This window comes from Umezawaea sp., assembly GCF_057122925.1.
In genome coordinates, this window is record NZ_DBNGPQ010000160.1 from 1 (window position 1) to 19,629 (window position 19,629).

Annotated in this window: 18 protein-coding genes; 13 read left to right on the plus strand and 5 right to left on the minus strand. The window is 72.5% G+C overall.

What is annotated here, in order from left to right:
• The first annotated feature begins 172 nt into the window (after positions 1–172).
• A complete protein-coding gene (locus AC156L_RS36370; RefSeq protein ID WP_330878044.1) occupies positions 173–2,152 on the plus strand; it encodes an amino acid transporter in 1,980 nt (659 codons plus the stop codon).
• On the opposite strand, the gene AC156L_RS36375 is transcribed toward AC156L_RS36370, so the two are convergent.
• Positions 2,149–2,955, minus strand: coding sequence for an alpha/beta fold hydrolase (locus AC156L_RS36375; protein ID WP_330878045.1), 807 nt, complete (start codon positions 2,953–2,955; stop codon positions 2,149–2,151). The two genes, AC156L_RS36370 and AC156L_RS36375, sit on opposite strands and share 4 nt — an antisense overlap.
• A gap of 118 nt (positions 2,956–3,073) precedes the next feature.
• On the opposite strand from AC156L_RS36375, the gene AC156L_RS36380 reads away from it, so the two are divergent.
• Both AC156L_RS36380 and AC156L_RS36385 read left to right on the plus strand, forming a co-directional pair.
• Positions 3,074–3,445, plus strand: coding sequence for a PH domain-containing protein (locus AC156L_RS36380; protein WP_330878046.1), 372 nt, complete (start codon positions 3,074–3,076; stop codon positions 3,443–3,445).
• Between the two features lie 14 nt (positions 3,446–3,459).
• A complete protein-coding gene (locus tag AC156L_RS36385) occupies positions 3,460–3,843 on the plus strand; it encodes a RidA family protein (RefSeq protein ID WP_330878047.1) in 384 nt (127 codons plus the stop codon).
• Here AC156L_RS36385 and AC156L_RS36390 read toward each other — a convergent pair.
• The gene (locus AC156L_RS36390; RefSeq protein ID WP_330878048.1) at positions 3,840–4,262 is read right to left on the minus strand and encodes a CoA-binding protein; all 423 of its coding nucleotides are present in this window, start codon (positions 4,260–4,262) and stop codon (positions 3,840–3,842) included. The two genes, AC156L_RS36385 and AC156L_RS36390, sit on opposite strands and share 4 nt — an antisense overlap.
• A gap of 116 nt (positions 4,263–4,378) precedes the next feature.
• Here AC156L_RS36390 and AC156L_RS36395 point away from each other — a divergent pair, with 116 nt between their 5' ends.
• Positions 4,379–5,641, plus strand: a complete 1,263-nt coding sequence (locus AC156L_RS36395; protein ID WP_330878049.1) for a phosphoinositide-specific phospholipase C-related protein — start codon at positions 4,379–4,381, stop codon at positions 5,639–5,641.
• On the opposite strand, the gene AC156L_RS36400 is transcribed toward AC156L_RS36395, so the two are convergent.
• Positions 5,638–6,453: a S1 family peptidase gene (locus AC156L_RS36400; protein WP_330878050.1), complete on the minus strand. Its 816-nt coding sequence runs from the start codon at positions 6,451–6,453 to the stop codon at positions 5,638–5,640. The genes AC156L_RS36395 and AC156L_RS36400 overlap by 4 nt on opposite strands.
• Before the next feature lie 749 nt (positions 6,454–7,202).
• On the opposite strand from AC156L_RS36400, the gene AC156L_RS36405 reads away from it, so the two are divergent.
• From AC156L_RS36405 to AC156L_RS36445, 9 genes are read left to right on the plus strand one after another with little or no spacing between them, the layout of a single operon-like run.
• The gene (locus AC156L_RS36405; protein ID WP_330878051.1) at positions 7,203–8,423 is read left to right on the plus strand and encodes a serine/threonine-protein kinase; all 1,221 of its coding nucleotides are present in this window, start codon (positions 7,203–7,205) and stop codon (positions 8,421–8,423) included.
• Complete coding sequence (locus AC156L_RS36410) at positions 8,420–9,940, plus strand: DUF4407 domain-containing protein (RefSeq protein WP_330878052.1); 1,521 nt, start codon at positions 8,420–8,422, stop codon at positions 9,938–9,940. Before AC156L_RS36405 ends, AC156L_RS36410 begins: the two co-directional genes overlap by 4 nt.
• A gap of 13 nt (positions 9,941–9,953) precedes the next feature.
• Complete coding sequence (locus tag AC156L_RS36415) at positions 9,954–10,667, plus strand: vWA domain-containing protein (RefSeq protein ID WP_330878053.1); 714 nt, start codon at positions 9,954–9,956, stop codon at positions 10,665–10,667.
• A complete protein-coding gene (locus AC156L_RS36420; protein WP_330878054.1) occupies positions 10,667–11,668 on the plus strand; it encodes a protein phosphatase 2C domain-containing protein in 1,002 nt (333 codons plus the stop codon). Before AC156L_RS36415 ends, AC156L_RS36420 begins: the two co-directional genes overlap by 1 nt.
• Positions 11,665–12,618 carry a hypothetical protein gene (locus AC156L_RS36425; RefSeq protein WP_330878055.1) on the plus strand — a complete coding sequence of 318 codons (954 nt, stop codon included), beginning with the start codon at positions 11,665–11,667 and terminating at the stop codon, positions 12,616–12,618. Before AC156L_RS36420 ends, AC156L_RS36425 begins: the two co-directional genes overlap by 4 nt.
• A gap of 1 nt (position 12,619) precedes the next feature.
• Complete coding sequence (locus AC156L_RS36430) at positions 12,620–13,330, plus strand: protein DA1 (protein WP_330878056.1); 711 nt, start codon at positions 12,620–12,622, stop codon at positions 13,328–13,330.
• A gap of 22 nt (positions 13,331–13,352) precedes the next feature.
• Entirely contained in the window at positions 13,353–14,054 is a 702-nt protein-coding gene (locus AC156L_RS36435) for a nucleotidyl cyclase domain-containing protein (RefSeq protein WP_330878057.1), read from the plus strand.
• Complete coding sequence (locus AC156L_RS36440; protein ID WP_330878058.1) at positions 14,051–16,297, plus strand: hypothetical protein; 2,247 nt, start codon at positions 14,051–14,053, stop codon at positions 16,295–16,297. The genes AC156L_RS36435 and AC156L_RS36440 overlap by 4 nt, the downstream gene beginning before the upstream one ends.
• Positions 16,294–17,385 (plus strand): hypothetical protein, encoded by a 1,092-nt coding sequence (locus tag AC156L_RS36445; RefSeq protein WP_330878059.1) that lies wholly within the window; start codon positions 16,294–16,296, stop codon positions 17,383–17,385. The genes AC156L_RS36440 and AC156L_RS36445 overlap by 4 nt, the downstream gene beginning before the upstream one ends.
• A 36-nt stretch (positions 17,386–17,421) precedes the next feature.
• Here the strand turns inward: AC156L_RS36445 and AC156L_RS36450 are convergent, their stop codons facing one another.
• Both AC156L_RS36450 and AC156L_RS36455 read right to left on the minus strand, forming a co-directional pair.
• Entirely contained in the window at positions 17,422–18,507 is a 1,086-nt protein-coding gene (locus tag AC156L_RS36450) for a CaiB/BaiF CoA transferase family protein (protein WP_330878060.1), read from the minus strand.
• On the minus strand, positions 18,504–19,628 hold the full coding sequence (locus AC156L_RS36455) for a Glu/Leu/Phe/Val family dehydrogenase (RefSeq protein ID WP_330878061.1): 1,125 nt from the start codon (positions 19,626–19,628) through the stop codon (positions 18,504–18,506). The genes AC156L_RS36450 and AC156L_RS36455 overlap by 4 nt, the downstream gene beginning before the upstream one ends.
• Position 19,629 lies beyond the last annotated feature (1 nt).

Below are 19,629 nucleotides of genomic sequence, written 5' to 3' on the forward strand. Positions count from 1 at the left end.
GACCGACTCCAGCACCTCGGGCAGCGGCTCCACGCCAATCCGGAAGAAGCGGACTCGTCGCGGTTCACCGGATCAGTGGGACGAACCGGTCGCACAAGGGGGCTGAGCAGCGGTGTTCCGGGGCGTCGGGCATCCTGGCGTGGTCGCGGTCCGGTCAGGTGGCAGGAGACCCATGAGCACCACGCCTGAACTCGTCGTCCCCGAGAGCGTCGACTCGCCGGTGCGGCCGAAGCCGCCCGGCGGCGCGGTGGCGCGGTGGCTGCTGGCGAACCGGGTGCAGCCGGTCGGGCCGGAGAGCGACGAGTCGCACGCGACGCCGCAGCCGTGGTGGAAGGTCATGTGCCTGACGGGGGTCGACTACTTCTCGACGCTGTCGTACCTGCCCGGCATCGCGGCGCTCGCCGCGGGCGCGCTGTCACCGCTGGCGACGCTGCTGATCGTGGCGCTGACGCTGCTGGGGATGCTCCCGATGTACCGCCGCGTGGCGAGGGAGAGCCCGCACGGCCAGGGGTCCGTCGCGATGCTGGAGAACCTGCTGCCGTTCTGGCGGGGCAAGGTCTTCGTGCTGGTGCTGCTGGGTTTCGTGGCGACGTCGTGGATCATCACCATCACCCTGTCCTCCGCCGACGCGACGGTCCACGTGCTGGAGAACCCGTTCCTGCCCGGTTTCCTGCACGGGCACGCGGTGCTGATCACGGTGGTGCTGCTGCTCGTCCTCGGCGGGGTGTTCCTGCTCGGCTTCAGCGAGGCCGTCAGCGTCGCCATCCCGCTGGTGGGCCTGTTCCTGCTGCTGAACGCCGTCGTGGTCGTCGCGGGCGTGGTCGACGTCGTCGACTCCCCGGAGGCGGTGCGCCGCTGGCTCGACGCGCTCACCGCGGGCGGTGGTCCCGGCGACGTCGTCGGACCCGCGATCCTCGCGTTCCCCCTGCTGGTGCTGGGACTCTCCGGGTTCGAGACCGGCGTCAGCATGATGCCGCTGGTCGCCGCCGACGGGAAGACCGCCGGGGAACGGCTGGAGAGCCGCGTCCGCAACACCCGCAAGCTGCTCACGGTCGCCGCGCTGATCATGTCCGTCTACCTGCTGTCGACCAGCTTCATCACCACCGTGCTCGTGCCCGCCGAGGCGTTCCAGGAGGGCGGCGAGGCGAACGGCCGCGCGCTCGCCTACCTGGCGCACCGGGAGTTCGGCACCGCGTTCGGCACGCTCTACGACGTCAGCAGCATCCTGATCCTGTGGTTCGCGGGCGCGTCGGCGATGGCGGGCCTGATCAACATCGTTCCGCGCTACCTGCCGTCCTACGGCATGGCGCCGGACTGGGGCCGGGCCGTCCGGCCGGTCGTGCTGGTGTACACGGTGATCAGCGTGCTGATCACCGTCGGGTTCGGCGCGGACGTCAACGCCCAGGCGGGCGCGTACGCGACGGGCATCCTGGCGATGATGGTGTCCGGCGCGGTCGCCGTGACCATCTCCGCCCTGCGGCGCGGGCAGAAGCGGGCCACCGCCGGGTTCGCCGTGCTCACGCTCGTGCTGCTCTACGCGCTGGTGGAGAACGTCCGCGAGAAGCCGGACGGCATCGCGATCTCCGGGGTGTTCGTCCTCGGCATCGTGGTGGTGTCACTGGTGTCGCGGGTGTCGCGCACGACGGAGCTGCGGGTCGACCGGCTGGAGTTCGACGAGGCCGCGCGCCGGTTCGTCACCGACTCGATCGCGTTCGACGGCGCCCTGAACCTGATCGCGAACCGCAGGCAGGCGGGCGACGAGGCGGAGTACGACGCGAAGGAGACCGAGCAGCGGTCGATGAACCCGGTGCCGGGCCGGGCGGACGTGCTGTTCCTGGAGATCGAGGTGGACGACCCGTCGGAGTTCAGCGAGGTCCTGCGGGTGCGCGGCGTCGAGGTCGGCGGGCACCGGATCCTGCGCGCGAAGAGCCCGGCCGCGCCGAACGCCATCGCGGCGATCCTGCTGTCGCTGCGGGACGCGACGGGCGTGCGGCCGCACTGCTACTTCGAGTGGTCGGAGGGCAGCCCGCTCGGCCACCTGTTCCGCTACCTCATCCTGGGCCGCGGCGACACCGCGCCGGTCGTGCGCGAGGTGCTGCGCCAGAGCGACGAGGACCCCGCCCGCCGCCCCGGCATCCACGTGGGCGGCTAGGACGCGAAGAAGTCCACCAGCAGCCGGTTGACCTCGGCGGGCTTCTCCAGGTAGCCGAGGTGGCCCGCGTCGGCCACCTCGGCGTACCGCGCGCCGGGGATGACGTCGGCGACCTCGCGGGCCAGGTGCGGGGGCAGCGTGCGGTCGTCGGTGAACCCGACCACGAGGCAGGGCACGGTGATCCGGCGGTAGTCGGCCAGCCGGTCGGTGAAGTCGTTGAGCGCCATCTGCGCCCGCACGCCTGCGCCGACGGACGAACCGCCGTACTCGAACAGCTCCAGCCAGTCCTTCGCCGTCACGGGGTCGGCCAGCGTCGCGGGGGACAGGTAGCGCAGCGCGCTGAACGCCGCGTGGAACCTGTCGGGCAGCTTCACGCCGGAGTCGTGCAGTTCCCGCTCGCCCAGCGACAGCGTGGTGCGCACCGGGTCGGGACGGCCGTAGGTGGCCAGCAGCGCGGCGTGCGACACCAGGTCCGGCCGGGCCAGCGCGAGTTCCTGCACCACGCGCGCGCCGAGCGACGTGCCCGCGACCCTGGCGGGCCCGCCGCCGAGGTGCTCGATCAGCGCCGCGGTGTCGCCCACCATGTCGTCGACGGTGAACCCGCCCGCGCACTCGTCGGTCGGGGGGATGCCGCGGTTGTCGAACGTCACGACCCGGTAGCCCGCGTCGACCAGCGCGGGCACCTGGTGCGCCCGCCAGACACCGCCGGGGCTCCCGGTGCCCATGACCAGCACGGCCAGGTCGGCGCCGTCTCCGGTGACCTGGTAGTTGACGGTGATCCCGTTGAGGGTCGCGGACGGCATGCACGAATGCTCGCGTCAGGTCGTGGAAGTGTCAACGAGGACCGCGGCGGACTTCGGTGATCCGACCCACCGCCGCGCCGGGCGGATACGGTGGAGGTTCACCGAGCGAGGGGGTTCGATGGCGAAGAACGGTCCTGTCTTCGACCGGCGCGAGCAGTACGAGCAGATCGTGAGCGGTCTGCTCGACGGCGAACGGGTGATCGCGGTCTACGACGCCATCGGCGCGGGGACCGGGTTCATCGGCATCACCGACCTGCGGGTCGTCATCCAGGACAAATCGTTCATCGGCAAGAAGACCGCGCTGGTGTCGGTGCCGTACTCGAAGATCAGCAGCGTCGCCGTGGTGTCGAACAAGAGCTGGGGCGGCAGCTTCTTCAGCACGTCCGCCATCGCCGTCACGGCGGGCACCCACGTGCACGAGATCGAGTTCCGCGGCTCGGACAAGGCCCACCACGTGCACAACGTGGTGCTGTGGCACATCACCCGCTAGTTACGCTGGCCCGCATGGGCGACCGTCGAACCATCCTGTCCGGGTCCACGTTCGAGGAGCGGATCGGGTACGCGCGCGCCGTCGTGGACGGTGACTGGGTGTTCGTGTCGGGCACGACCGGGTTCGACTACGCCACCATGACGATCGCCGACGACGTGGTGGAGCAGGCCGAGCAGTGCCTGGCGAACGTCGGCGCGGCGCTCGCCGAGGCGGGCTGCGGGTTCGCCGACGTCGTCCGGGTCCGCTACCTGTTCCCCGACCCGGCCGACTTCGAGCCGTGCTGGCCGGTGCTGCGCCGGACCTTCGCCGACGTCCGCCCGGCGGCCACGATGATGGCCGTCGGGCTCGCCGACCCGCGGATGCGCGTCGAGATCGAGGTGACGGCCCGCAAGCGCTAGCGCGGCCCGTTGGCCGCCCACTCGATGGCGGGGCAGCGGTCCATCACCACGGACAGCCCCGCGGCGCGGGTCCGGTCGAACGCCTGCTCGTCGACCACGTCGAGCTGGAACCACACGGCCTTCGCGCCGATCGCGACGGCCTCGTCGGCGACCGCGCCCGCGTCGGCCGAACGGCGGAACACGTCCACGCAGTCCACCGGGAACGGGATGTCGGCGAGCGACGCGTAACCCCGCTCGCCGTGCACGGTGGCCGCGCTCGGGTGCACCGGCACGATCCGCTTCCCGTGCTGCTGGAGGAACTTCGCCACCCCGTAGGCCGCGCGCGCCGGGTTGTCGCCCAGCCCGACGACGGCCCAGGTGCCGCACTTCGCGAGCACCTCGCGGATGGTCTCCCGGTCGCCCCACGGCTCGTTCGTCATCCGTCGATCGTACGTCCCGGCCGAGCATGAACATTTAATGAAACACTTTCGCATCCGTCGCTCGTGCGTGATCCTGTGCGAACCCGCCCGCCGCGGAGGATCCGAGAGGACTCTTGATGCGCGTCATCCGCTCCGCCGTCGTCGCAGCCCTGCTGGCCGGGCTGGTCGTGCCGACCGCCAGGGCCGACGTCCCCGCGCCGGGCCGGTTCTACCTCCAGAGCGTCGCCACGGGCCTGAACGCGGCGGTCACCGGCGACACCGTCGACCAGCACCGGCCGAAGGGCGACGAGGACCACCAGCAGTGGAACCTCCGCTCCGACGGACGCCTGGAAGAGGGCGGCCGGTGCCTCGGCCGGTCCGGCGACCGGGCCGCGATGCAGGCGTGCGACAGCGCGGACACCCGGTGGGACATCAGCTCCGAGGGCGACCTGCTGCGGTTCAAGGTGCCCGGCGCGGACCGCTACCTCAAGCCCGCCACCCCGTTGGCGATCGGCGCGGGCGGCGACCAGTGGTACCTGACGCCCGTGACGCCGAACCGCCTGCCCGCGCTGCCGGACGGTGAGCGGACGCTCGACCAGGTCACGTTCCTGACGTCGCACAACGCCTACGCGAACGGCGTGGACGGCGGGTTCGCGCCCCCGTTCGTGAACCTGTTCCCCAACCAGGCGCGCGGGATCACCCAGCAGCTCGCCGACGGCGTGCGCGGGTTCATGATGGACGTCCACCAGACCCCCGACGGCGCGATCCTGTGCCACAACAGCTGCAACCTGGTCAGCAAGCCGGTCGCGCTGCGGGTCGACCTCCAGCGGATCGTGGACTTCCTGGGCGCCAACCGGAACGAGTTCGTCACGGTCTTCCTGGAGGACTACGTCTCCGCCGACGTGCTGCGCGCCGAGCTGGCGCGGGTCAACGGCTTGCAGGACGTGCTGTACCGGCCGGACCGGACCGGGGTGCGGCAGAACGGCTGGCCGACGATGGCCGACCTCCGCTCGCGGAACCAGCGCCTGCTGATCTTCACCGACCACGTCGCCGACGGCAGGGAGAGCTCCGGCGTGCAGTACCAGCGGGACTGGACCGTGGAGAACCACTGGTCGATGGGCGGCGGCGTCGGCGCGTCGGACTGGTCCTGCTACAGCCGCTGGAACGACGTCCCGCTGTCGCGCACCGAGGGCGGCTTCCGCAGGCTGTTCGTGATGAACCACTTCCGGGACGTCCCGATGACCGGCACGGTCACCGACGACAACACCAAGCTCGCCAACCGCGCGCAGCGCTTCTGCGAGCCCGCCGCCCGCAAGAAGCCGACGTTCCTCGCCGTCGACCACTACCACCTCGGCAACCCGAGGGCGGCGGTCGACACCCTCAACACCTACCGCTACTAGCCCAGCAGGACCAGGGCGGCGGGCTTGGGCAGGCCGCAGCCCGGCGCGGACAGCGTGAACGCGCTGTCCGCGCCGATGCACGCCACCGCGAGGTGGGTCTGCTGGCCGTACGCCGCGCCGCGCCGCACGGTGACCGCGCCCGCCTCGTCGACCTCGCACGGGTTGTTCTGCGTGCAGCGCTTGCCGTTCTCGTTCACCGTGTTGTTGACGCCGACCACCTCGCCGCTCGCGGCGTCGATGACCGGCGAGCCGGACGTGCCGCCGATGGTGTCGCACGACGCGGTGTAGCGGATCGAGTCGCGCCACGTCCACGCGCCCTCGCGCAGCTCGTGGGCGAACCCGTCCAGCTCGCACGAGTACAGCCGCTTCCAGTACCCGGACACGACCCTGATGTCCGCTCCCGCCACCGGACGCCTCGGCGACAGCTCCAGCGCCCTGGTCCCCAGCGCCTCCACCTGCGCGTAGGTCTGGTCGAGGCGGTAGAACGCCACGTCGGTGGTCGTCATCGTGGCGTAGGCGACCGACGTCGCGCGCAGCGTGCCGAGCGTCGACCCGCCGGTGGAGTCGAGCAGCGTGAACGTCCGGTCGCTCGCCTGCTCCGTGATCACCTCGCCCGCCGCCATGAGCTTCACGCAGTGCCCGTTGGACATGACCAGCGCCGCGTCGGTGGGCCTCGCCGTCGGCGTCCGCACCACCGCTCCCGAGCAGCCGCTCAGCGCCACGGTGCCGGTGAAGTCCACGCCCGTCACCGCGTGGGCGGGGGTGGAGAACAGGACCAGCAGCAGGACGACCGGCAGTGAACGCTTGACCATGGCGGAATCAAACCAGCACCGGAGTGCTTCCCACGGCCGAATCGCCTCACCCGATCGGGCTAGAAGTGCACGCGGGGACGCCGGGGTCGGTCCTCGTTCCCGCGGACCGGGTGGGGACCGCTCCCGCGCGGAAATGCGGTTTTCCCGGTGAATAGGCAGTCCATTGCGAGTGGAATTCTGTTGACGCACCGTCATTCGCGATCACCGTAGGTGGTCGTCGCATTCGGTTGGTTGTGGCCTGATCGTTGTCGAAGAGGTGTAACCGAATGGCGTTCTTCGACGAAAACGGGCTTGTGGCCGTTGTTCCGGTGCGATTCGGAAGTGCGGTCGGTCATCAACGCGGTCACCGAGCGTGCGGTGCCGTCGGCCGAATGGGGCGAATATCCGTCGAGAAGTCCCCTGGGTGGCGGTAACGAACATCGATGGTCGTTCGATTGATCTCGCGAAGAGGCACCCGGCGCATGCGTCGAGCAATGACCGATCGGTAACCCGAAAACTGCGGTCGCCTTCGTGGATTGTCCAAGGCTGAATTCCATCATTGTCGAGGAGAGGTCATCGTGGGGAAAACCTCGTCGGGCACAGCCATGTCCGTCGCGCCTGCCGACCTGGGAAAACTTGGAGTTCAGCTGGGAAAGGGCGGGGAGGCGACGGTTTTCGCGCTACCCGACCTCACCTATCCGGACGTCCGTGGACCGCTCGTCTACAAGCGTTATCAGAAGCCCCACGAGTCGCCGCAGAGCCTGCACCGGGTGGTCGCCTCGCGAAACGCCCTGGACGACGCGACGCGCGCGAAACTGGACGCCGTGACCGCGTGGCCGGTGCGGGTCGTGGAGGAGAACGGCCACGCCGTCGGCATTGTCATGCCGCTCATTCCCGAACCGTACTTCGACCTGGTCACGCGCAACGCGGGCGTGAAAAAATCGCTGCGCGAGGTGCAGAACCTGTTCGTCGCGCCGGACCGCGCCCTTCGTCTCGGACGGCCGGTGCCGACCGACGAGCAGCGGCTGCGGATCTGCCGGGACTTCGCGGGCGGACTGGCGTTCCTGCACCACGAGCTGAAGATCGTGGTCGGCGACGTCAACCCGAAGAACGCGGTCTACCGGCTCGACGCCGAACCGATGGTGCTGTTCCTCGACTGCGACGCCGTGCGGCCCACCGGCGTCGTCGCGCGGGTCAAGCAGCTCAACTTCCCCGACTGGCTGCCGCCGGAGGGCGGCGCGCTGAGCCGGGCGACCGACCACTACAAGCTCGGGCTGTTCATCCTGCGCTGCCTCACGCCCGGCGCGTACTCGTCGGTCAACACCGATCCGGCCGCGGCGGCGACCTGCCTCGACCCGGAGGGGCTCGCGATGCTCCGGCGGGCGCTGGGCCCCGTGCCCGCGGACCGGCCGACGGCGCGGGAGTGGGAGGCGCGCCTGCGGCTGCTGCTGGGCGAGAGCCTGGTCCCGCCGCGGTTGGGCGAGGTCCGGCTCGACCGTGCGGTAGTCCTGGCCGGGCAGTCGGTCGTGGTCGAGTGGGAGGCGCGGGACGCGGTCGAGGTCGAGGTCACCGCCGGCGCGGTCACGTCGCGGGTCGACGGCGCACCGGGCCGGGGCCGGACGTCGGTCGCGGTGGCCGAGTCCGGCTGGGTCGACGTCCGCGCGGTCAACAACCTCGGGACCGACCACCGGCGGCTCGGGCCGCTGACCGCGGTGGCCCCGCCCCGGATCCACCCGCTGCCGGTGCCGGTGCCGCAGGTGGCGTGGCCGCTGCTCGGGCAGGCCGGACCGCCGCGCGCCGAGCTGCCGCCGCTGCCCGCGGTCGACGTGCGGGCGATGGCGCCGGAGGCGTTCACGACGGGCGGGCGAAGACCGCCGCTGCCCTCCGTCCCGGCTCCCACGGCCGGGTTCCCGTTCGACCTGCGAGCGATGTTGACCGAATCACCGGGGTTCGACCCCTGGTTCCACGAGGGTGAGGGGGCGGGCCGATGAGCTTCTCGATGTGGCTGGCGAGGTTGTCCGGCGCGAGGGTGTCGATCCTGGAGAAGGCGCCGGGCGACGTCAACAAGCACGCCGCGATGGGCGGTGTCCTGCTCAGCACCTCCGGCGTCGCCGCCGTCTCGGCGTTCTTCGCGCTCTACTCGGTGCTGGAGCTGCCCGCCTACGCGGCGGTGCTCGCGGGCCTGGTCTGGGGCGTGGTCATCTTCAACCTGGACCGGATGCTCGTCGTCACGATGACGCGGAGCAACGGCTGGCTGCTCAACCTGTTCGCCGCGATCCCGCGGGTCGCGCTCGCGGTGGTGATCGGGACGATCATCTCGATGCCGCTGGTGCTGAGGATCTTCGAGCCGGAGATCAACAGCGAGCTGATCGCGATGCAGGCCGAGACGACGAAGCAGAACCAGGGCAAGGTCGCCGACGCGTTCGCCAAGATCACCGAACTGGAGGGCGAGGAGCGCGAGCTGCTCGACGTCCTGTCCGGCAAGTCCACCACGACGATCTCCGACGACCCGGACGTGAAGGCCGCGAAGGCGGGGCTCGACACGGCGGAGAAGGCCTACCAGGAGGCCAACCGGTTGGCGCAGTGCGAGTTCGACGGCGCCTGCGGCACCAACGTCCCCGGAGACGGCGAGTCCTACCAGCAGAAGAAGCGGGCCGCCGACGAGGCGAGGTCGACCCGCGACAAGGCGCAGACCGCGCTCGACGAGGCCACGGCGAAGGTCACCAAGCGCCTCCAGGACGGCGCCTCCACCGAGACCGACAACGCCAGGAAGCGGCTGCCGGAACTCCAGGGCGACCTCGAACGGCTGCGCGAGGACCGCGCGGACCTGGAGAAGCGCGGCAGCACGGCCACGGCGGCCGACACCGGCCTGCTGGCCCGGTTGGAGGCGCTGGACCGGATCACCGAGGGCAGCCCCAGCGGCGGCCGGGCGCACACCGCGCTGTTCCTGCTGTTCCTGTGCATCGAGCTGCTCCCGGTGGTGGTGAAGCTGATGGCCGGGTTCGGGCCGGAGACGCTCTACGACCGGATGGTCAAGCGCACCGACGACGGCACGGACGCCAACGACCGGCTGTGGGCCGACCGGGACCGCGACCTTGAGGTGGACCGCGCCGACCAGAAGCTCGCGATGGAGCGCCAGCAGCTCGACGCCCAGACGCAGGCGCACGCTCAGACCGCGCAGCTGGTCGCGGGCAAGCAGGCCGACCTCGCCAAGAAGGCCGTCGACGTCTGGGCGACCGTCGCGCAGCGGCGCACCGACGAGGAGCTGAACCGCTGGTACAACGCCAACGCGGGAGCCGACGACCGGCACACGGCGCGGTTCCCCCCGGTGGGCGTCCCGAAGCCGAAGAGGGCGGGCGGCAGCGACCCCCTCACGGTGCGCATCCCGAAGACGAGCCTGGCGAACGCCGTCGACGACCGCCTCACCAAGCCGATCCGCACGGCCAAGCTCCCCCGCGCCAACGGCACGCGCGCCAACGGCACGCCGTCCACCACCCCCACCCCCTGAACGGAGAACCCCGATGGCGAGCGACAACGCCAAGCTCCTGCCCTTCTACCTGGTGATCGACGTCTCGGTGTCGATGACCGGTGCGAAGCTCGAACAGGCCAACGAGATCATGCCCGCGGTCGTCGACGCGCTGGCCGACGCGCCGATCCTGTCGGACAAGGTCCGCTTCGGACTCATCGACTTCGGCACCGACGCGACCGTGCGCCTGCCGCTGTGCGACCTGCTCGACGAGAACGTCACCCTGCCCTCGCTGACCGTGCGGGGCGCGACGTCCTACGCGGCGGCGTTCCGGCTGCTGCGCTCGGAGATCGAGAGCAACGTCAAGCAGCTCAAGGCCGACGGCTTCCAGGTGCACCGGCCCGCCGTGTTCTTCATCAGCGACGGCGACCCCACCGACCGCGGCACGGAGTGGCAGGACGCGTTCCGCGACCTGACCGAGAACTTCCCGATCTACCCGAACTTCGTGCCGTGCGGGGTCGACGACGCGAACCCGAAGACCCTGGCGAGCCTCATCCACCCGGCCTCGGGGCCCAAGGCGATGCAGATGTACCTGATGGAGAACGGCCAGAACCCGGCCCACGCCATCGCCGCCATCGCGGAGATCCTCATCTCCAGCATGCTCGCGTCGGGCCAGAGCCTGACGCAGGGCAGCTCGGGCCTCGTGCTGCCGCAGAAGCAGGACCTGCCGTCGGGCATCGCCGCGCACTCCTCGGACGACTTCGTCTGATGGACACGACGACCGGAGCACGTGCGGACGAGGTCCGCCCGCCGCTGCCCGAACCGGAGCGGACGGTGCCGTGGCGAGGACGGGTCGAGCCCTTCGTCGTGGGCGATCCAGGCCGGGCCGCGTCCAGGACCGTGCCGATCCCCGACGAGGACGCCTGGGACCGCAGGGACACCGTCCTCGACGGCGTGGCTCTGCTCGACGGCGCCCGCGGGCGCGTGGGCGAGGTGCGCGCGGCCAGCGTGCGCGGCCTGGCGCACCGCGCGTACGGCACCGTGCGGCAGGACGAGTACGGCTTCCGGCGCACCCCGGACGGCAGGCACCTCGTCCTCGCGGTGGCCGACGGGGTGTCGTCGGGCAGGTACTCCCACCGGGCCGCGGCCCTCCTGGCGCGCCGGGGCACGGAGGTGCTGGCGAACGAGCTGGCCTCGACCCGACCGGCCGACCTGCGGTGGGCGGAGCTCGTCCGCCGGTTCGCGGGCGCTGTCGAGGCGCGGGGGCGCAGGCTGCTGGCCGCGCGGGGGATGCCGACCGCGGACAGCGCCACCGTCCGGGAGATCGCCGACCACCTGGCGTCCACGGTGCTCTACGCGGTGGTCGACCTGGCCCCGGTGGACGGGGCGCACGAGGTGCACGTGCTCTCGGTGGGCGACTCGTCGGCGTGGGTGCTGCGCGCGGGTGGCCGCTGGGAACCGCAGCACCCCGTGAAGAACGACGGCGCGGTCCTGCACTCGTCGTCCGTGCACGCGCTCCCGCTGCTGTCGAGCACCGAGCCCGTGCCGGTCAGGACGACCGTCGCCCCCGGCGAGGTGCTGGTGCTGATGACCGACGGCATCGGCGACCCGCTCGCGGACGGCACCGGCGACGTCGGGCGGTTCCTGAGCGGGGTCTGGGCGACGCCGCCCGCGTCCGGGCTGGAGTTCGCCGCCCACGTCGGGTTCGCGCGCCGGAGCTTCGACGACGACCGCACCGCCGTCGGGTTCTGGCCGGTCGCGACGGCATGAGCGCCCACGTCATCGGTCTGGACGAGATCGGCGCGCTCGGCGAGCTGCTCGGCGCGGGCGGGCAGGCGAAGGTCTACCGCGCGCCGAACGCCTCGCTCCCGGACGTGCCAGGACCGCTGGTGTACAAGGAGTACCGGGCCGGGCAGGCGCCACCGCACGGGCTGGCCGCGGTGGTGTCGCGCAGGCTGCGCGTGGACGAGGCCGTGCGGCGGCGGATCGACGCCGCCACCGCGTGGCCGGTCCGCACCGTCGAGCAGGACGGCGAGGTGCGGGGCGTCCTCCTGCGGCTCATCCCCGAGGGCTACTTCCAGGACAGGGTGAAGCCGAGCGGGAAGCGGACCCGCACGCTGCGCGAGGTCCAGCACCTGTTCGTCGAGCCGAGCCGGGCGGCGCGCCTGGGGATGCCCGCTCCGAGCACCGCGCAGCGGGTCCTCGTGTGCCGCGACTTCGCCAGCGCGGTGCACCTGCTGCACCGCAACGGCCTGGTGATCGGCGACCTCAACCCCAAGAACGCCGTCTTCCGGCTCGACGAGCGGCCGTGCGTGATGCTGGTCGACTGCGACGGCATCCGGATCAAGGGGGCCGCGGCCGTGGTGCGCCAGCTCAACGCCCCCGACTGGGACCCGCCGGAGCCCGTGCTCAGCCAGGCGAGCGACCTCTACAAGTTCGGCCTGTTCGTGCTCCGCTGCCTGAGCCCCGGCGGGTTCGCGTCGGTCGCGCGCGACCCGAGCAGGCTCGACGGGGTGCTGCCGGGGGAGGGGCCCGCGCTGCTGCGCGCCGCGCTGCGCCCCGATCCGGGTGGACGCACGACGGCGCAGACCTGGGGCCGCTACTTCGACGCGGTGCTGGCCGGGTCGGCCGTACCCGCCGCGCGGACGGCCACCGCCCGGATGAGCACGTCCGGGTGGAGGCGGGACGCGCGGACGAGGCGATGGGTTCGGGTGACCTGACATGGCCGACAGCACCTGCGTGGTGTGCGGGACACCGCCCACCGACCGCTACGTCGTGTCGCTGCACGGCGAGAAGACCTGCGTCCGGCACCCGGCGGACGGCACCTGCGCGCTCTGCGGACGACCGGGGCCCGACGGGCGGCGCGGGTGGTCGCGGTTCACCGCCACGACCGCGCGCTGCCCGACCTGCGCCCGCCAGGCGGTCGACACCCTGGACGAGGCCAGGAAGCACATCCCGCTGCTGCGCGGGGAGATGGCGGCGCTCGGCATCGCACTCGCCCAGCGGGTGCGGGTCACCCTGGTCGACCCCGACGGGCTCGTCGACGACAGCGGCGCGCTCTGCCTGGGGCGGACCCTCCAGCGCACGTGGGTGGAGACCTCGGTGACGGACGTGCTCGGCATCGAGATCGCGCGCGGGCTCACCGAGACCCACTTCGGGGCCGTGGTCGTGCACGAGATCGGGCACGCGTGGCTCGCCCAGCGCGGCGCGCCCGACCTGTCGCCGCAGGTGGAGGAGGGCGTGTGCGAGCTGTTCTCCGGCGCCTGGCTCAAGCGGAGGCCGACCGGGTTCGCCGCCGCGCTGCGCCGATCGGCGCTGGACAACCCCGACCCCGTGTACGGCGCCGGGTACCGGATGGTGCGCGACTCCGTCGTGTCCCACGGCATCACGGCCGTCCTGGACTCGGTCTGCGGGCGGGGACGACTGCCATGAGAACCAGTGGAGGGAGAACGTCGTGGACCTCGGGACGAGAAACCGGGCGATCCTGGTCGTGGACATAGAGAAGTCCAGCGAGCGCACCGATCCGCGGAAGGCGGCGCTGCGCGCGGCCCTGTACGGGGTGCTGGGGGGTGCGCTGAGGACGATGCCGCCGCACCGGGTCGACGACCTGGGCGACGGCGTGCTGGCGGTGTTCGACTCGGACGTGCTGCCGGTGCTGGACCCGCTGGTCGGCGACCTCGTGCAGGCGCTCTGGCGGCACAACGCCACCGTCGACCCGCCGGAGTGGATGAGGCTGCGCCTGGGGGTCCACTTCGGACTGGTCGCGCGCGACCCGCACGGCTGGGTCGGCGACGCGCTGACGACCGCGTTCCGCATCGTCAACGGGGCCGGGGTCAAGGCGGTCCTGCGCGCCGCGCCGCGGGCGCAGTCGATCGTGGTCCTGTCGGACGCCGTCCACCAGACGGTGGTGCGGCCCGGCTACGCCGCGCTCCAGCCGGAGACCTACCGCGACCTGCTCGACGACGGCCGCCGGATGTGGATCCGCGTCCCCGGCTACGCGACCCCGCCCGTCGCGACGGGCGCGCCCGCCGCGGAGCCGGTGCGGGTGGAGGCGCCCCCCGCCAAGTCGATCTCCATCAAGGCCAGGGGCAACGTCTTCACCGCCGACACGATCGGCACCGTCGACGCCCGCGTCGGCCTCGGGCCCGCGTCGTGAGCGACGAGGAGGCCGCGGAGCAGCCGGAGGCGGGCGCCGGCACCGGCTCCGACGACTCGGCGAAGCAGGCGCCCGAGGACGGGGAGAAGGCGAAGCCGGACGCCGCCGCGCCCGAGCCGGAGGGGCCGAGCGCGAAGGACACCGCCTCGGACGCGACCAACGCGCGCAAGCTCCACCAGGACGCCCGCGCGATGGAGAACGCCATCGCCTCGCTGCTGGGCGTCCGGGGCGGTGTCGGCAACGTCTTCGTGGCCAACACGATCGGCCTCGTCGACGCCGGCCTCCCCCGCACGACCGGGTTCCACCACGGATCGGTGCCCACCGGGCCGATCCCCGCGGAGGCGCTGCGGGCGGCGGCGGTGACGTTCGTCGAACCCGCGAACTACCGCGAGCTGCGCGACCGGCTGCGCGACCAGCGGCTGGTCCTGCTCCGCGCGCCGTCGGGCTGGGGTCGCACGGCCACCGCGCTGAACCTCCTGGGCCTGGAGTGCGCGCAGGGCGTGGACAAGCTCAGCCCGGACACCGACCTGCGCTCGCCCGCCGCCCCGGTGGACCTGGAGGCCGACCGCGGCTACCTGCTGGAGACGCTGGAGTTCGACCAGGCGGCGTCGCTGCGGGAGTTCTCGCTCGACCAGTGGCGGCGCAGGCTCACCGAGGCCGGGGCGCGGATGCTCGTCCTCCTCGGCGCGGACGCTCCGCTGCGGGAACGGGAGCTGACCGCCTACGTCGTGGACGGCGCGCAGCGGTCGGACGACCGGACGCTGGTGCTGAGCCACTTCCAGGCCGGGCTCGTGGCCGCGGGCCGACCCCGGCAGGACCTGGTCGACTTCCCCGAGTTCACCGAGCTGGTCGAGGAGGTCGTCGGCCGCACGCTGCGCGCGGGCGACCTGGCGGACTTCGGCCGCGGCCTCTGCGCGGTCGTGCTGGGGGAGGCGGGCGTCGACGACGTCCGCCTCCGCTACGCCCGCGGCGCCGAGTCGGCGTTCCGCGAGTGGTTCGACTCCCTGCCGGACAACGAGTACCGCGCCTTCGCCGTCGCGCTCGCCGTGCTGGACGGGATGCCGCTCGCCACCGTCGCCGAGGCGGGGACGATGCTCGCCAGGGCGATCCAGGAGGCCGAGGTCCCCGACCTGCGCGACCGCACCCGCTCGGTGTTCGCGGTGCGCACGGCCAACCTCGTCGAGCGGATGGAGGCCGAGATCACCCTGGCCGTCGACGACAGCGACCTCGGGACGCTGGCCGCGGAGGTCGCCCGCTACCTCGACCCGCACCGCCCGCGCAAGGTGCTCGAACACGTCTGGCGCGAGTACACCGAGGCCCACGGCGTCGTGCGCGACTGGCTGCGCGACCTCGGCAGCTCGCCGGACCGGCACGTCCGCATCCGCGCGGGGGTCGCGGTCGGGCTGCTGAGCCTGTCGGAGTTCGACCACGCCCGCAGGCACGTGATCGAACCGTGGGCCGAGGAGAACGACTACTGGGAGCGCCAGGCCGTGATCGGCGCGCTGCGGCTCCCCGCGCTGCAACCCGAACTCCAGCCGCTGATCAACCGCATGATCGACCAGTGGCTCAAGGGGAGCGCGGCGACCGGGAGGCGGGTCGCGGCCGTCGCCGCGATGGGCGTCCTGCCGATCATGACGACCGCGCAGGTCCTCAAGCGGCTGCGGAGGGCGGCCGACACCGACGAACCGCGCATGATCATCGCGGTCGCCGACTCGGTCACGAACCTGTCGCTGGAACCCGACCGGCTCGACCCGGTGCTCGGCGCCCTGCTGTCGTGGAGCAGGTCGAAGAAGGCCGACCTGCGCAACACCGCGCTGAACTGCGTGCTGCAACTGGTCGTCTACCTCCAGGTGTCCGAGGACGGCAGCACCGACCCGTGGCCCGGACTGCTGTGGGTCGCCGACCTGGACCGCCGGACGCGTCACCCCGCGCGGGGGGTGGTCGTGGGAACGCGCCGGACCACCAGGCGGGAGGCCGTGGTGTCGCTCGTCGCGCGGGTGCTGGAAGCGCCCTACTTCATGGGCGAGGCCTACCGGGTCGTCCACCAGTGGGTCAAGACCGCCGAGCGCGACCCCGCCCAGCGCGAACCGCTCGGCGCGCTGCTCGCCGACGTCGCCAGGGCCACCGGCGGCCCGGCCACCCTGCGGCTGTACCTGACCGAATGGGCGCGCGCCCGGCGCGGCCCGACCGAAGCCGCGAGCGCGCTGCTCGCCGCACTCGACCGCGAGGAGGTCCCCGCATGATCGCCAGGAACCCCGTCCAGCCCGACCCGCCGCTGCTCACCCGCGTGGAGATCAAGGTCGGCGAGCTGATGTTCAAGAACCGCCCGGTCCCCAGCCACGACCGCGCGACCGTCTTCCTCGACCGCTACGGCCAGTACCACCACCTGACCGAGCAGCTGCCGCTCGGCGGGGGCGCGGGCTACAAGGCGCTGTTCCTGGTCAACACCTCGGTGTTCTGCCTCGACCTCCAGCTCACGCTGCCCAGCCTGGACCAGGCGTCCTGCTTCGCCGCGAAGGTGACGGTGACCTGGCGGATCACCGACCCCGTCGAGGCGGCGAAGACCAACCTGGTCGACGCGGGGCCGGTGCTGCGACCGCACGTCGAGCGGGTGCTGCGGGACATCAGCGTCACCTACCCGATCGAGGACGGGACGGCGGCCGAGCGGGCCATGACGCACGCGTTCACCGGCGGTCGCGCCCGGCAGGGGCTGCGGCAGGGCGTCAGCGTGCTCAGCTGCACCACCGCCCTCACCCTCGACGCGAGCACCATCAACTACATCCGGCGGCGCACGGAGGGCGTGCGGTCGCACGAGGTGAAGAAGGACGCGCTGCGGCACTCGGCGATCGAGCAGACGGCCGAGGAACGGCTCGCCGAGATGAAGAACGAGCACGAGATGCAGATCGAGGCGATGCGGCACTCGCACCAGCTCGAACTGGACCGGCAGCGCATGGCCATGTTCAGCGGCGTCGGGCAGAACCCCGAGAGCCTGATCGCCATCACGCTCGCGCAGGACCCCGGCAAGGCGGCCGACCTCCTCCAACTGGTGCTCAAGCAGCAGCAGGCGGAGCTGGAGGACGCCCGCGGCGTGCTCGACGTGACGCTCAAGCACGGGCTGGTGAACCGCAGCGACGTCGCGGCCATCGTGGGCAGGGCGACGTCGGCCATCGCCCAGGGGATGGCGGGCGACGGGCGGGGCGCGTCGCTGCCGCGCGCGCCGCGGGCGGCGGGCTGCCTGGAGGACGCGCTGACCGCCGAGGTGGTGCCCGAGGCGGCGGCCGCGGTGTACGCGCCGCTGGACGACGACGAGGAGGACGAGGACGACGTCTAGAGCCGCTGCCCGCGCACCCCCGCTCGGCAGGGGGCACTACCCCAGCGGGGGCGGCGGGAGGCGGTAGGTCGCGGGCGTGCGGGACATCCTGATCGGGTTCGCCACCAGGTCGAGCCCGTCCAGGGACACCACCGGCTCCAGCCCGAGGTCGCCGGCCAGCTCGAACGCCCCCGCGAGGTCGTTCACGGGGCCGCAGGGGACGCCCAGCGGGGTGAGCGCGTCGAACCAGTGCCGGGCCGTGCCCGTGCGGAGCCGCGGCCCCAGCAGGGCCATCAGCTCGTCCACGTGCGCCACCCGGTCGGCGTTCGCGGCGAACCGCGGGTCGGTCGCCAGGTCCGGCACGTCCAGCGCCGAGCAGAGCCCGGCGAACTGCCGGTCGTTGCCCACGGCCAGCACCACCGGCCGGTCCGCGGTCTCCACCAGCTCGTACGGCGCGATCGACGGGTGCCGGTTGCCCATGATCCCCGGCACGACGCCCGCCGCCGTGTACCCGGTGCTCTGGTTGACCATCGACGACAGCAGCACGGACAGCAGGTCCACCTCGACCAGCTGGCCCTCGCCGGTGGCGTCGCGGTGCCGCAGCGCGGCCAGGATCCCCACCGCCGCGTGCATCCCGGTCAGCACGTCCACCAGCGCCACCCCGGTCTTCACCGGCTCGCCCGGCCGGGAGCCGGTCACGCTCATCAGCCCGCCGACGGCCTGCACGAGCAGGTCGTAGCCGGGCAGGTGGCGGCCCCCGCCCGAGCCGAAGCCGGTGACCGAGCAGTACACGAGTCCGGGGTGGACGGTCCGCAGGTCCTCGTAGGACAGTCCGAAACCGGCCATCGTGCCCGGCCGGAAGTTCTCCACCACGACGTCCGCGCCGAGCACCAGCTCCCGCGCCGCCGACCGCCCTTCCGCGGTGGAGAGGTCCAGCACCGTCGACGTCTTGTTCCGGTTCACCGACAGGAAGTACGTGGCCACGCCGTCAGCGTGCGGCGGGCCCCAGGCGCGGGTCTCGTCGCCGCGCGGGTGCTCGACCTTGACCACCTCGGCGCCGAGGTCGGCGAGCAGCATCGTGGCGTAGGGCGCGGCCAGCACCCGGCCGAAGTCCGCGACGACCAGCCCGCCGAGCGCGCTCACGGCACCTGCCCCTTGAGCCGCATCGCGGCCAGCACCCGGTCCTGCGCCAGCGCGCGGGCGGCGTCGTGCGTGGTCACCCCGAGCCGGGCCGACTCGCGCACCACGAGCGCGGCGTTCGCCCGCAGCTTCGACGACACGGCGGTCATCACGGTCGACGGCGCCACCGGGGACGGCGAGCAGCGCGCGTCCACCCCGAACGCGGCGGCGATGATCCCGCCCGCGTTGGCGATGAAGTCCGGCACGACGGTGATCCCGCGCGCCGCCAGCACCTCCTGCGCGGCGGCGGTGGTCGGCAGGTTCGCGCCCTCCACCACCATCGCGGCGTTGATCCGGCCCGCCCAGTCCTTGTCGATCACGTCCTGCGTCGCGGCGGGCACCAGCACGTCGCACGGTGCCAGCAGCTCCTTGCCCAGCGGCAGCACCCGCCCGTACTCGGCGACCGCCGCGTCCCCGTGGCTCTCCCGCAGCGCCAGCAGGCGCGGCACGTCCAGGCCGTCGGGGTCGTGCAGGGCGCCGTGCACCGACGACACCGCCACCACCGAGGCACCCAGCTCGGCGAACCGCTTCGCCGCCGCGGCGCCGACGGCCCCGAACCCCTGGATGGCGATCCGCTTGCCGCCCACCGACTCCGACAGCTCGTCGGCCACCTCGGCGACCCCGAAACCGGTCACGCCCAGCTCGTCGTACGGCAGGCCGCCCAGCGCGGCGGGTGCGCCCATCATCGCGCCCCGGTCGCCCAGCTCGTCCTGCACGATCGCCGCGTCCCGCTCGTCGAGACCGACGTCCAGGCCCAGCACGTACTCGCCGGGGACCTCGTTGGACAGCGCGCGGGCGAACGCCCGCAGCGCCCTCTCCTTGCCCGGTGACGCGGGGTCGAACACGATGCCGGCCTTGGCGCCGCCGAAGAACAGGTCGACCGCCGCCCACTTCCACGTCATCACCCGCGCCAGCCGGGCCACCTCGCCGGTCGTCACGTCCGGCCCCATCCGGGTGCCGCCCTTGCCCGTGCCGCGCGCCGTGTTGTCGATGACCAGCACGCCCTTCATCCCGGAACGGCGGTCGGACACCACGACGACCTTCTCGGGTCCCCACTCGTCCATGAGGTGCAGCACGTCGGTCATC